The following is a 13852-nucleotide window of genomic DNA, read 5'->3' as shown; positions in this document are numbered from 1 at the left end:
GTTCTCGGGTTCCGATGGTGCGGCCCGCGTCCTAGAGTGGCGCACGGCCTCTGCCCTGTCCCCCGACGGAGACCACGTTCCATGTCGCTTTACCGCCTCGACCGGTTCTTCGCCCCGCGCTCTGTCGCCATTGTCGGGGCGACGGACCGGCCGCATTCGATGGGTCAGGCGCTGATGGCCAACATGGCCCGGGCGGGCTTTTCCGGAACGCTCTACCCCATCAACCCGAAGCATCGCGTCGTCGGGGGCGTGAAAGCCCATGCGCGGCTCGCCGATCTTCCCGCACCGCCCGACCTCGCGGTCATCGCGACGCCGGGCGCGACGGTGCCGGGACTCGTCGAGGAGGCGGCACGGCTCGGCATTCCCGCGACCGTCGTCATCTCGGCGCTGGAGCGCGACGGCTATGAGCAGGCGAGCGGCCGTCTTGCCGGCGCCGTGCGCGACAAGGGCCTGCGCATCGTCGGGCCCAACTGCTTTGGCGTCATCGCGCCCCATGGCGGGGTGGATGCGAGCTTCTCCTCGCGCAAGACGCGGCCCGGTTCGCTCGCCCTCATCTCGCAGTCCGGCGCCATTGCCGCCGCACTGCTCGAATGGGCGGAGGTGCGCCATATCGGCTTCTCGGGGGTCGTCACCCTCGGCGACCAGCTCGACGTCGATACGGGCGACTGCCTCGACTATTTCGCCGCCGACTACCGGACCCGTGCCATCCTCGTCTACATCGAGGCCATCAAGGACGTGCGCAAGTTCATGGCCTCGGCCCGCGCCGCGGCGCGCTCCAAGCCGGTCATCGTGCTGAAGTCGGGCCGCTCGTCCGCAGCTGCCAGCGCCGCGAAGTCGCATACGGGCGCGCTCGCGGGCGCGGACGACGTCTATGCCGCCGCCTTCGCCCGCGCCGGCCTCGTGCGCGTCACCGATCTCGACGAACTCATCGCCGCGGCCGAGACGCTGTCGCGCTATCCGTCCTTCGCCGGCGACCGGCTCGGCATCGTCACCAATGGCGGCGGGCTCGGCGTGCTAGCCGTCGATGCGCTGATGGACCATGGCGGCCGCCTTGCCGGCATCGGCGAGGAGACCCGGGGACGGCTCGATTCGGTGCTGCCGGCGACCTGGTCGGGGGGTAATCCCATCGACATCATCGGCGACGCGGACGCCGCCCGCTATGCCGCGGCCATGGAGGCCGTCCTCGACGACCGCGAGGTCGATGCGGTGCTGGTCATGAACTGCCCGACGGCGCTGCTGCCGAGCCTTGATGCGGCGAAGGCCGTGGCGAGCGTCGTCACCGGCCGCAAGAGCCGCGGCGGGCGCCTGAAGCCGGTCTTCACGGTCTGGCTCGGCGACCAGGAGGCGGCGACCGACATCTTCGCCAAGGCCGGCCTGCCGAGCTACCCGACGGAATCCGAGGCGGTGCGCGGCTTCATGCACATGGTGCGCTACCGGCGCGGCCAGGACGCGCTGATGGAGACGCCGGAGAACGCCGCCATCGTCGCGCCCGACGATCTCGCGGCCCTGAGGGCGGAGCTCGGCGCCGCGGTGAAGGCGAACAAGCGCTGGCTCGATCCGCTGCTCGTCGACCGCATCCTCACCGCCTATGGCATCCCGACCGTGCCGATCGCCGCCGCGCGGACGGCGGAGGAGGCGGTCACCTTCGCCGCCCCCTTCCTCGACCAGGGCCAGGCCATCGCGGTGAAGATCCTGTCGCCGGACATCACCCACAAATCCGATGTCGGCGGCGTCCGCCTCGGCCTTGCGACCCGCGAGGCGGTGGGCGCGGCGGTCACCGAGATGCTGGCGCGGGTGTCCCGGCAGATGCCCAAGGCCCGCATCGACGGCGTGATGGTCCAGCCCATGGTGCACCGGCCCGGCGCCATCGAGCTCATCGTCGGCCTCGCCGATGATCCGACCTTCGGATCCGTCATGCTGTTCGGGCGCGGCGGCAAGGCCGTCGAGCTCATCAAGGACCGCGCGCTGGCGCTGCCGCCGCTCGACATGCGGATCGCCCGCGACATGATCGCCCGCACCCGCATCGCCAAGCAGATGGCGGGCTATCGCGACGTGCCGCCGGTGGACACCGCGAAGGTCGCGGAGATCCTGGTGCGTCTGTCGCAGCTCGCCGCCGACCTGCCGGAGGTCGCCGAGATCGACATCAATCCGCTGCTGGCCGATGCCGGCTGCATCGTCGCGCTGGACGCGCGCATCGCCGTCGGCGCGCCCCGCGCCAGGGGCCTGGTGCGCGGCGGCCATCCGCGCTTCGCCATCCGTCCCTACCCCACCGAATGGGAGCGCGACCTCGTCACCGAGAGCGGCTTTGCCTGCCGCATCCGCCCGGTGCGGCCCGAGGACGAGCAGCTGTTCCGCGACTTCTTCCAGCGCGTCGACCCGGATGACGTGCGCCAGCGCTTCTTCGCGCCGATCAAGGAATTCACCCACGCCTTCATCGCCCGCCTCACCCAGATCGACTATGCGCGGTCCATGGTGCTCGTGGCGCTCGATCCCGACAGCGGCGAGATGCTGGGGGCGGTGCGCCTCCATGCCGACCCGGACAACGAGAATGCCGAATATGCGATCTTCGTGCGCTCCGACCAGCAGGGCCGTGGGCTCGGCCTGTCGCTGATGAAGCTGATCATCGATTACGGCCGGCGGCAGGGCACGAAGCGCATCTATGGCCAGGTGCTGGCGGAGAATGTCCGCATGCTGGCTCTGGCCCGCGACCTCGGCTTCCGCATCGGCGCGGACCCGGACGATCCGGCGCTGCAGAAGGTCGTCCTGGAGTTGGGGTGAGGTCGCAGGGGGCGGTTTCCGGGTGGAGAACGGCCCCTCACCCTTCCCTCTCCCCGCTCGCGGGGAGAGGGGGCGATGACGTCGCGATCCATTCTGGTGCGGCGCGCCAAGCCTGACCGTTGCCCCCAGTGCGCGAGGCTGTTGACCCTCTCCCCGCCTGCGGGGAGAGGGAAGGGTGAGGGGCTTGCGTGGGCGCCTTGCATCCCCGCAATCCCGGCTTGGGCTCCCGCCGCTTGCCCTCGCGCCTTGCTGGAACGAGGCTGGGGCTCACGCCGTTTCACTCCCCAAGGAGCCCCGCCATGACCGAAGCCGCCGCCATTGCCGTCGTCGACAATCCAGCCGCGCAGCGTTTCGAGGCGAGCGTCGAGGGCCATCTCGCCTTCGCGGCCTATCGCATCGCCGGGGGCTCGATCTTTTTCACCCACACGGAAGTGCCGGAGGCGCTCGGTGGCCGCGGCATCGGCTCGGCCCTGATCAAGGCGGGACTTGCCGCCGCCCGCGAGCGGGGCCTGTCGGTGGTGCCGCTCTGCCCGTTCTTCGCCGCCTGGTTCGGCAAGCACCCGGAGGCTCGCGACCTCCTGCACCCCTCCTACAAGGCGGCCATGGGCGTCTGATCTCTATTCGTGCGCCTGACCGCCATTCGGGCGAGGGGCGGGACGGGTCGCCCTGTGGCACTCTCGGCTGTCTGAAGCGTCCGATCGCGGAGAGACATCATGCCCCGCCACGCGCCCTCGACCCGGCTCCTCACCCATGAGGTCTTCAACCAGCCGCCGGACTTTGCCGGGCGGAACCTCTTCGCCTCCGATCCGATCCTGTCGCACTGGGCGCTGAGGGAGGGCGGCGACTGGGTCGGCGCGCCGCTCGCGGCGCTGGGTGCGGAACTCGGCCGCGAGGAGGTTCTGGCGGCGGGCGAGGAGGCCAACCGCTATCCGCCGGAGCTCACCGTCTTCGACCGCTATGGCCGGCGCATCGACGAGGTGCGGTTCCATCCGAGCTATCACCGGCTGATGGACCTCGCGATGGAGCATCGCATCCACTCCATCGCCTGGGCCGAGGAGAGGCCGGGCGCCCATGTCGCCCATGCGGCGCTGCTCGCCCTGTTCTCCGAGGTCGAGCAGGGGACGATGTGCCCGATCTCCATGACCTATGCGAGCGTGCCGGCGCTGCGCCACCAGAGCGAGGTCGCGGCGCAGTGGGTGCCTAAGATCGTCGGCGGCCGCTACGACGCGCCCTTGCGGCCCATCGCCGAGAAGCGCGGCGTCACCATCGGCATGGCCATGACCGAGAAGCAGGGCGGCAGCGACGTGCGCGCGAACACGACGCGCGCCTTCCGGGATGGCGGGGCCTGGCGCCTCGTCGGCCACAAGTGGTTCTGCTCGGCGCCGATGTGCGACGCCTTCCTGACGTTGGCGCAGACCGAGGCGGGGCTCTCGTGCTTTCTGGTGCCGCGCATCCAGCCCGACGGCGAGCGCAACAGCCTCCATGTCATGCGGCTCAAGGACAAGCTCGGCAACAAGTCCAACGCCTCCTCCGAGATCGAGTATCACGACACCCATGCCGTGCTGCTCGGCGAGGAGGGCAGGGGCGTTTCGACCATCATCGAGATGGTGCACCACACCCGCCTCGACACGATCGCCGGAACCATCGGCATCATGCGCATGGCGCTGGCCCAGGCCCATCATCACGTCGCCAACCGCCGCGCCTTCCAGAAGACGCTGATCGACCAGCCGGCCATGCGGGCGGTGGTGGCCGATCTCGCGCTCGAATACGAGGCGGCGGTGGCGCTGACCCTGCGGGTGGCCCGCGCCTTTTCGGGAACGGATGAGCATGAGCGCGCCTTCGCCCGGCTGGCGGTGGCCGTGGCGAAATACTGGCTCACCAAGCGCAATCCCAACTTCGTCTACGAATGCATGGAGTGCCATGGCGGCGCCGGCTACGTGGAGGAGAGCCCGCTGCCGCGGCTGTTCCGCGAAAGCCCGCTCAACGCCATCTGGGAGGGCTCGGGCAATGTCATTGCGCTCGACATCCTGCGCACGCTGCACCGTGAGCCGGCGGCGCGGGAGGCCTTCGCGGCGGAGGTCATGGCGGCCCGCGGGCAGAGCGCGGTGCTCGATGCGGCCATGGACGATCTCTTCGGCCTCCTGAAGCGCATCCCCGCGGAGGCCGATGCCCGCCGTGTGGCCGAGCGCATGGCGCTGGTGCTGCAGGGGGCGCTGCTGGTGCAGGGCGCGCCGGCGGCCGTCTCCGAGGCCTTCATCGCGACGCGGCTCGGGGCCGAGGGCGGACGCAGCTTCGGCGTCCTGCCGGCGGCGGCCGACGTTGCGGTAATCCTTGCCCGCGTCGCCGCCTGACCCCGGGGCTTGCGGGATCGTGACCTCGGGCGGGCATGGCGGCGCTTGACCGCCCCTGTCGCTTCGGGCATCGCTCAACGCCGATGGTGCGGCGCAGCAGGCGGAGCTCGCCGGCACCGAGGAGACCGGCATGAACAGCCTTCCGCGCACCGTGGAATTCGACGTCGACGAAGAGGAGACCTTTGTCCCCGCACTCGGCGACACCCATTCCACCCGCGCCAAGATGATCCTCAAGGCCCATCCGGAGATCCGCGGTCTCATCGGGCGCAATCCCTGGACGGCCGCCATCATGGCGCTCTACGTCTCCACCCAGCTCGGCCTTGCCGCCGCCTTCGGCTGGGCAGGCCTCTCCTGGTGGTGGCTGGCGCTGATCGTCGCCTACGGTTTCGGCGCGTTCCTGAACCACGCGCTCTACGTCGTCATCCACGACGCCACGCATAACCTCATCTTCCGCAGCCGCTTCGCCAACCGCCTGGTGCTGCTGGCCGCCGACCTGCCCTCGGTGCTTCCGGGCGGCATGGGCTTCCGCTCCTGCCACCTCGCCCATCACTCGCATCTCGGCGAGATGGAGCGCGACACCGACATTCCCTCCGAATGGGAGGCGCGGCTGGTCGGCCACTCCGCCTGGCGCAAGGCGCTCTGGTTCCTGTTCTTCCCCGTGTTCCAGCTGCTGCGGGTGACGCGGGTCCGCGGCGTCGTGCCGGCCGACGGCTGGGCGGTCGCCAACTATGCCGCCAATGCGGCGGTCGCCCTCGGCCTTGCCTATGCCTTCGGCTGGAACGCCGTGGTCTATCTCTTCGCCTCGTTCTGGTTCGCGCTCAGCCTGCATCCGCTTGGGGCGCGCTGGGTGCAGGAGCATTTCACCGGCGACGAGCAGCACGACACGGCCAACTATTACGGGCCGCTCAACGGCATCGCGCTGAACATCGGCTACCACAACGAGCACCACGATTTTCCGTCGATTCCGTGGAACAAGCTGCCCGAAGTGACGCGGATTGCACCGGAATTCTACCTGACGCTGCCCTCGCACCGCTCGTGGACGAAGCTGCTGCTGACCTTCATCCTCGACCCGAAGCACTCGCTCTGGACCCGCACGGTGCGCCCGGAGCCTGCCTCCGCCGGCTGACATCTGCCGGGCGCCCGCGCCTGCCTCGCGAAGACATGGCCTAGACCATCGGGTCGAATGGTCGTCGCCGGAAATTGTCCTATGTTGTCCTAAGGGAAATTCCGGCTGGCTGTGGATCTCGTCCATGGCCTTGCCCAGTCAGGGACAGGCGGGTCCATGCTGCGGGTCATTATCGTCTTCGGTTTGCTGGCGGTCATCGGGGGGATTGCCACCTGGCGCCCCGATCTTGCCGAGAAGGCCTATCACCAGGCCCAGGCCCTGATCGGCCAGGGCGGCACGCAGCAGGCTGCGGCGCCCCAGGGCCAGCAGGCCCGGCGTCCGGCGGGCCCGCCCCCGGTCTCCGTCACGCTCGGCCGCGCCGAGCGGCGCACCATGCCGATCGAGGTCGAGGCGGTGGGAACGGTCCAGCCGATCGCCGCGCTGCAGATCAAGTCGCGCCTCGACACGCAGGTCGCGCAGGTCCACGTCGCCGAGGGCGCCTCGGTGAAGGAGGGCGACCTGCTCTTCACGCTCGATGACCGGGTGCTGAAGGCCCAGCTCGCGCAGATCGAGGCGCAGATCCTGCGCACCAAGGCCCAGCTCGAGCAGGCCGTCCGCGATCGCGACCGCGCCATCGATCTCGCCCGCCGCAATGTCGGCACCGAGGTCGCCCGCGACAACGCCATTTCCAACGTCAAGGCGGTCGAGGCGCAGCTCGCCTCCGACGAGGCCAACCGCAACTCCATCGCCACCCAGCTGAGCTATACGCTGATCCGCGCCCCCGTTTCGGGCCGCATCGGCTCGATCACCTCCAAGCCCGGCGCCTTCGTGCGCTCGGCGGACGTGGCGGCGATGACCACGATCAACCAGATCGACCCGATCTACATCGCCTTCGCCGTGCCGCAGACGACCTTCTTCGAGATGCGCGCGATGGTGCAGGACGATCCGACCCGCATCCAGGTCGAGGCCCGGGCCGGCAGCCGCACGGCGACCGGCTCCATCGCCTTCGTCGAGAACCAGGTCGACCTCACCACCGGCACCGTCACCGCCAAGGCGCTGATGCAGAACGGCTCCGAGCAGCTCTGGCCGGGCGCCTTCGTGCCGGTGAAGGTGACGCTCGGCTCCCAGCAGGACGCGGTGGTCGTGCCGGTGATGGCCCTGCAGGTTGGCCAGAACGGGCCTTACGTCTTCACCGTGAAGGACGGCCGCGCTGCGGTCGCCCAGGTCAAGGTGTCCCGCACCATGGGTGACGTCGCCGTCATCAGCGAGGGGCTGTCGGGTGGCGAACAGGTCATCACGTCAGGCCAGCTGCGCATCGCCAACGGCGTCGCCGTGACCGAGCGAGCGGCCGGCACGGCCGAGGCGCCCGCCGCCCGCGATCCGCAGAGCTGAGGAGCGCACCGCCATGATCTCGGAGCTCTGCATCCGCCGTCCCGTGATGACCATCCTGCTGATGGTCTCCTTCCTCGCCGCCGGCATGTTCGGCTACCGGCAGCTGCCGGTGGCGGCCATTCCGCGCGTCGACTTCCCCACGATCCAGGTCACAGCCCAGCTTCCCGGCGCCAGCCCGGAGACCATGGCCTCCTCGGTGGCCCTGGTTCTCGAGAAGCAGTTCTCGACCATTGCCGGCGTCACCTCGATGACCTCGACCTCGTCGCTCGGCAACACCTCCATCGTGCTGCAGTTCGACCTCAACCGCTCCATCGACGGCGCCGCGCTCGACGTGCAGTCGCAGATCTCGACGGCCATGCGCCGCCTGCCGGCCGAGCTGACGACGCCGCCGAGCTTCAGGAAGGTCAACCCGGCCGACCAGCCGGTCATCTTCCTCGCCATCTCCTCGGACCTCGCGCGCCTGTCCGACGTTGACCGCTTCGCCAACTCGACGATCCTGCCGCGCATGGCCTCGCTGCCGGGCGTTGCCCAGGTGCAGGTCTTCGGCACGCAGAAATATGCGGTGCGCGTGCGCGCCGACCTCGACCAGCTGGCCGCCCGCGGCCTGACGCTGGCCGACCTGCAGAATGCGCTCACCAACGCCAATTCCAACCGTCCGCTCGGCTCGGTCAACGAGGGCGGCCGCGCCGCGATCCTCGACGCCACCGGCCCGCTGATGCGCGCCGCCGAATATGGCCCGGTGATCGTCGCCTGGCAGAACGGCGCGCCTGTGCGCGTCTCCGATGTCGCCACGCCCATCGACGGCGTCGAGAATGACCGCATCGCCGCCTGGCTCAACGGCAAGCGCGGCATCGTGCTCGCCGTCCAGCGCCAGCCCGACGCCAACACCGTCGAGGTGGTGGACCGGGTGCGCGCGCTGCTGCCGCAGATCCGCCAGGAGGCTCCTGCCTCCTATGAGATCAGCGTGCTGAACGACCGCTCCATCTCCATCCGCGAGTCCGTCGCCGACGTGCAGTTCACGCTGGCCCTCGCCGCACTGCTCGTCATCATCGTCATCTGGTTCTTCCTGAAGAGCTGGCGCGCGACGCTGATCCCCGCCGCGGCGCTGCCGATCTCCATCGTCGGCACCTTCGCGGTGATGCATGTGCTCGGCTATTCGATCGACAACATCTCGCTGCTCGCCCTGACATTGGCTGTGGGCTTCGTGGTCGACGACGCCATCGTCATGCTCGAGAACATCATGCGCCATATCGAGGAGGGCATGGACCCCTTCCAGGCGGCGCTGGTCGGCTCGCGCGAGGTGGGCTTCACCATCATCTCCATGACCATCTCGCTGGTCGCGGTGTTCATCCCAGTCCTGTTCATGGGCGGCGTTGTCGGCCGCATGTTCGCGCAGTTCGGCGTGGTCATCTCGGTGGCCATCCTCATCTCCGGCATCGTGTCGCTGACGCTGACGCCGATGCTGTGCTCGCGCGTCCTGAAGCCCATCGACCATCACGCCAAGCCCTTCTTCCTGCTGCGCTGGTTCGAGGCCTTCTTCACCGCGGTGACCCGCGGCTACGGCTGGTCTGTGCGCAAGGTGGTGGGCATCCCGGTCATCATGCTCGGCGTCACGCTCGGCACGTTCGGCCTGACCTACGTGCTGTTCCGCGACATCCCGAAGGGCTTCTTCCCGATCGAGGATAACGGCCTCATCACCGCCGCCACGATCGCGCCGGACGATGCCTCCTTCGCCACCATGGTGGAGCGGACCCAGGCGCTGGCCGCGGCGATCCGCAAGGATCCCGACGTCGCGCTGGTCATGGCCAATGCCGGCGGCGGCAATGCCGCCAACACGCAGAATGCCGGCCGCCTGTTCATCACGCTGCGCGACAAGCCGGAGCGCAAGGACTCGATCCAGGTGGTCATCAGCCGCCTGCGCCGGCTGGCCGGCGAGGTTCCGGGCATCCAGATCTTCTTCGTGCCGGTCCAGTCGATCAATGTCGGCGCGGTGCAGAGCCGGTCGCAGTACCAGTACACGCTGACCAGCCCCGACCTCGAGCAGCTGCGCCACTACGCCCAGCTCGTCGAGGCGAAGATGCGCACGCTGCCGGGCATCCTCGACGTCAATTCGGACCTGCAGATGCGGGCCCGCTCGACGATCGTCGATGTCAATCGCGACGCGGCATCCCGGCTCGGCGTCAACGCCGACCAGGTGCGCTCGACGCTCTACTCGGCCTTCGGCGCGCGGCAGGTCTCGACCATCTATGCCTCCGAGGACACCTACCAGGTGATCATCGAGGCCGATCCGAAGTTCAACGACACGACCACCATGCTGCGCCGCCTGACGGTGCGCTCCTCGAACGGCGCCATCGTGCCGCTCGATGCGGTGGCGACGCTGCGCGAGCAGCCGACGGCGCTGACCGTCGGCCACCTTGCCCAGCTTCCCGCCGTGACGGTCTCGTTCAACCTGCCGCCGGGCCTCGCCCTGTCGGAGGCGGTGACGCGGATCGAGGCGGCGGCCCGCGAGGTCGGCCTGCCGGCGACGGTGGCGACCAGCTTCCAGGGCACCGCGCAGGTGTTCCAGCAGGCGGTGGCCAACCAGGGCCTGCTGCTCTTCGCGGCGGTGCTGGTGATCTACATCATCCTCGGCATCCTCTATGAGAGCTTCATCCACCCGCTGACCATCCTGTCGGGCCTGCCATCGGCCGGCATCGGCGCGCTCCTGACGCTGCAGCTCACCGGCTTCGACCTCTCGGTCATCGCCATGATCGGCCTCGTCATGCTGATCGGCATCGTCAAGAAGAACGCCATCATGATGGTCGACTTCGCGATCGAACGACGGCACCAGGGCGTGTCGGCGAAGGAGGCCATTGTCGAGGCGGCGGTGCTGCGCTTCCGCCCGATCATGATGACGACGCTCTGCGCCATCCTCGGCGCGGTGCCGATCGCCATCGGCCATGGCGCCGGCGCCGAGCTGCGCATGCCGCTGGGCGTGGCGGTGGTCGGCGGCCTCGCCGTGTCGCAGCTGCTGACGCTCTACATCACGCCGGTCGTCTATCTGATGTTCGATGGCCTCGCGACCTGGCTGTCGCGTCGCGGCAACGCGCCGGAGGCGGCGACCGTCGAGGCCGGCACCGGCGTGCGCCAGCCGGCCGAGTGATCGATCAAGGTCGCGGGGCTGTGACCCACCCCGCGACCTGTCCCAATTGACAGACAAGCCGCTGCGGCCCTACGCCTGTCGTCCATGTCGCGTATTGCCGTCATCGCCGACGACCACGGAATGTATCGCATGGGCCTGGCCTTCACGCTGAAGGACAGGCTCGGTTTCGACGACGTGGAGGAGGCCGCCTCGCTGGACGAGGCCCTGTCCCGCCTCGGCGATACGGACGGCATCGCCCTCGCCATTTTCGACCTGTCCATGCCGGGCATGCAGAGCGCCGCTTCGCTCGCCGCTGTCCGCGAATGCTATCCGGACCTGCCCATCGCCGTGGTGAGTGGCTCCGACAGCCGCACCGACGTGCTGGCGGCGCTTGCCGCGGGGGTCAATGGCTTCGTGCCCAAGGGCCTCAAGGACGACGACCTCGTGGCGGCGCTCCGCACCATCCTTGGCGGCGCCATCTACGTGCCGGCGACGCTCGCCCAGTCCACGGGCCACGCCGCGGAGCCGTCCTCCTCCGGCATCGACCTCGCCCGGCTCACGCCGCGCCAGCGCGAGGTGCTGGACCTCTTGGTCGAGGGCCGCTCCAACAAGGAGATCGCCCGCGCGCTCGATCTCGGCCATGGCACGGTGAAGATCCACCTCGCCGCTGTGTTCCGCCATCTCGGCGTGTCGAACCGCGCCGCGGCTGCGGCCATCGCGGCGCCGCTCCTCGGGCGCTGATCAGGCCATCAACCGGGCGAGCGTCGCCCGCAGCACCGGCAGGGCCACCGGCTTGGTGAGCCAGGGCGTGCCGCTCGCCTGCAGCCGCGCCAGGGTCTGCGGATCGGTCGAACCCGTGACGATGAGGGCCGGCTTGCCGAAGGCGCTCTCCCGCCGCCAGCGCTCGATGAGGTCGAGGCCGTCGACGCCGCGCTCCAGCTGAAGATCGATGACCGCGAGGTCCACCGGCTCGCCGTCGGCGAGGAGGCGCGTCGCCTGGGCGCTGTCCCCGGCCGCCGAGACCGTGGCGCCGTCGTCGCGCAGGGTGCGGGCGAGGGCGTCGACGATCATCGGCTCGTCGTCGAGGATGAGAATGTGGCGGCCGGCAAGCGACAGGTCCGGCTGCACGGCGGGCGAGGCGACGGCCGGGAGGTCCGAGGTGGCGATGGGCAGTTCCACCCGCACCACCGTGCCATGGCCGCGCCGTCCGGTGAGGGTGATGCGGTGGCCGAGCAGGGCGCAGAGGCGCCGCACGATGGACAGGCCGAGGCCGAGGCCGTCGTTCTGCCCATGGGCCGCGTCCTTCGAGCGTTCGAACTCGTCGAAGATGCGCTCGCGATCCTCTTCGGCGATGCCGGGGCCTGTATCGTGGATCTCGAGCACGGCATGGTCGCCGCGGCGGCGGATGCCGACCAGCACCTTGCCGTCGGCGGTGAACTTCAGGGCATTGCCGACGAGGTTGCGGAGGATCGTTTCGAGGAGGATCGGGTCGCTGACGACCGCGAGCCGCGAGGAGACGAGGCCGAAGTCGAGGCCATGGGATGCGGCCTGCGCCCGGAAGTCGACGGCGACGCGCTCCAGGAGGTCGCCGATGACGAAGGTGCGCGGCTCGGCGATGACGATGCCGGCATCCAGCCGCGACACATCCAGCAGCGCGCTGAACATGTCCTGCAGCGATCCCAGCGTCGTCTCCATGTTGGAGACGAGGCGGCGCTGCTCGTCGTTCTGCACGCGCCGGGACAGCGCATTGGCAAAGAGCGACAGCGCATGGAGCGGCTGGCGCAGGTCATGGCTCGCTGCGGCGAGGAAGCGCGACTTGGCGGCGGTGGCGGCCACCGCGTCGTCGCGCGCAGCCGAAAGGGCGCGGTTCGCCGTCTCGAGCTCCGCCGTGCGGTCGGCCACGCGGTGCTCCAGCGTATTGGCGAGGTGCCTCAGCGCCTCCTCGTTGTCGGCGAGGCGGTCGATCATCCCCTGCAGCGAGGCGGCGAGCGAGACGATCTCCTGCGACGAACTCTTCGGCACCTCGATGACCACGCCGTCCAGCGCATCGGCGAGGCCGACGCGGTCGGCGCGGGCGGCGATGGATTGCAGCGGGCTGGCGATGCGGCCGGCCACCCACCAGCCGGCAATCAGCACCATGAGGCCGACAATGCCGCCGGCGGCGACGATCTGGCGGCGCAGCTCCCGCACGGGCGCGAAGGCCACCTCGGCGTTGGAGGTCACGACGATCTGCCAGCCGAGGCCGTCGATGTTGCGCCCGCCAGAGGCACGGCTGGTGCCGATGACCATGGTGCGCCCATCGGGGAGCGTGTCGATCTGGAAGCCGTCACTGCGATCGGCGGTGCGCCGCGCGAGGCCGGCGCCGAGATGGGCGGGATCGCCGATGACGACGCGGCCATCGCGGTCCAGCACGATCACCTCGAGGTCGGACTGGCGGCCCTGCGAGCGGTCGATGAGCGAACGGCGCAGGTGGCCGAGCCAGTCCCAGCTCACCAGCATCCCCATGATGCCGACGGACTGGCCGTCATTGTCGCGCAGGTGGACGCCGATCTCGACCACGCGCTCGCCGGGCGTGGTCTGCACCGTCGGGCGCTCCTGCTGGCCGTTGGAGGGGGCGGTGCGGGCACGGGCCGCGGCGAACCAGCGGCGGTCGGCGACGGACGATCCCTCGCGCTCGCCGCCGGAGGCGACGATGACGCGGCCGTCCATGTCGGCGAGGCCGATCCAGACGATCTCCTCGACGTTGGACTTCACGCGGTCGAGGATGATGCGGCGGCCCTGGTAGCTGGCACCCGCATTGGTGAAGGCCGGAAGGGTCGAGAGTGTGCGCATGGAGCGCCAGCGCTCATAGACGTCGCTCTCCAGCGCCTCGCGCATGAAGGCGGCGAGATCGCCGAGCGAGCGGCCGATCGAGCGCTGGGTCTCGCGCGTCGCGGTCCAGACGACGACCGCGGTGACCGAGAGGATCAGCGCCGCGGTGAGCACGGCGAGCGTGCCGGTGAGAATGCCGCGCAGGCCCGGCCGCGTCAGGGAGATGGGATCGCTCAGCATCCCCGCAGTCTCGACCCTTCCGCAGCGGGCGGCAAGGCCCTCCGGCGGGTGCAG

8 protein-coding genes are annotated in these 13852 nt (G+C 69.8%); 7 read left to right on the top strand and 1 reads right to left on the bottom strand.

Features of this window, described 5'->3' with window-relative positions; all coding sequences use genetic code 11:
- The first annotated feature begins 81 nt into the window (after nucleotides 1-81).
- From C8P69_RS13395 to C8P69_RS13365, 7 genes are all read left to right on the top strand, one after another.
- Nucleotides 82-2778: a bifunctional acetate--CoA ligase family protein/GNAT family N-acetyltransferase gene (locus C8P69_RS13395; protein ID WP_108177921.1), complete on the top strand. Its 2697-nt coding sequence runs from the start codon at nucleotides 82-84 to the stop codon at nucleotides 2776-2778.
- Nucleotides 2779-3077: 299 nt separating this feature from the next.
- Nucleotides 3078-3392, top strand: a complete 315-nt coding sequence (locus tag C8P69_RS13390) for a GNAT family N-acetyltransferase (RefSeq protein ID WP_108177920.1) — start codon at nucleotides 3078-3080, stop codon at nucleotides 3390-3392.
- A gap of 99 nt (nucleotides 3393-3491) precedes the next feature.
- Nucleotides 3492-5129, top strand: coding sequence for an acyl-CoA dehydrogenase family protein (locus C8P69_RS13385; protein WP_108177919.1), 1638 nt, complete (start codon nucleotides 3492-3494; stop codon nucleotides 5127-5129).
- 130 nt (nucleotides 5130-5259) lie between these two features.
- Nucleotides 5260-6255 (top strand): fatty acid desaturase, encoded by a 996-nt coding sequence (locus tag C8P69_RS13380; protein ID WP_108177918.1) that lies wholly within the window; start codon nucleotides 5260-5262, stop codon nucleotides 6253-6255.
- 156 nt (nucleotides 6256-6411) lie between these two features.
- A complete protein-coding gene (locus tag C8P69_RS13375) occupies nucleotides 6412-7626 on the top strand; it encodes an efflux RND transporter periplasmic adaptor subunit (RefSeq protein WP_108177917.1) in 1215 nt (404 codons plus the stop codon).
- 13 nt (nucleotides 7627-7639) lie between these two features.
- Nucleotides 7640-10768 (top strand): efflux RND transporter permease subunit, encoded by a 3129-nt coding sequence (locus tag C8P69_RS13370; protein ID WP_108177916.1) that lies wholly within the window; start codon nucleotides 7640-7642, stop codon nucleotides 10766-10768.
- An 84-nt stretch (nucleotides 10769-10852) separates the two neighbouring features.
- Nucleotides 10853-11488 carry a response regulator gene (locus C8P69_RS13365; RefSeq protein WP_108177915.1) on the top strand — a complete coding sequence of 212 codons (636 nt, stop codon included), beginning with the start codon at nucleotides 10853-10855 and terminating at the stop codon, nucleotides 11486-11488.
- On the opposite strand, the gene C8P69_RS13360 is transcribed toward C8P69_RS13365, so the two are convergent.
- Complete coding sequence (locus C8P69_RS13360; protein WP_108177914.1) at nucleotides 11489-13798, bottom strand: hybrid sensor histidine kinase/response regulator; 2310 nt, start codon at nucleotides 13796-13798, stop codon at nucleotides 11489-11491.
- Nucleotides 13799-13852 lie beyond the last annotated feature (54 nt).

The organism is Phreatobacter oligotrophus (assembly GCF_003046185.1).
Lineage (GTDB): Bacteria > Pseudomonadota > Alphaproteobacteria > Rhizobiales > Phreatobacteraceae > Phreatobacter > Phreatobacter oligotrophus.
The sequence above is the reverse complement of the archived record's forward strand: the minus strand, read 5'-3'. Positions and strand labels throughout refer to the sequence as shown.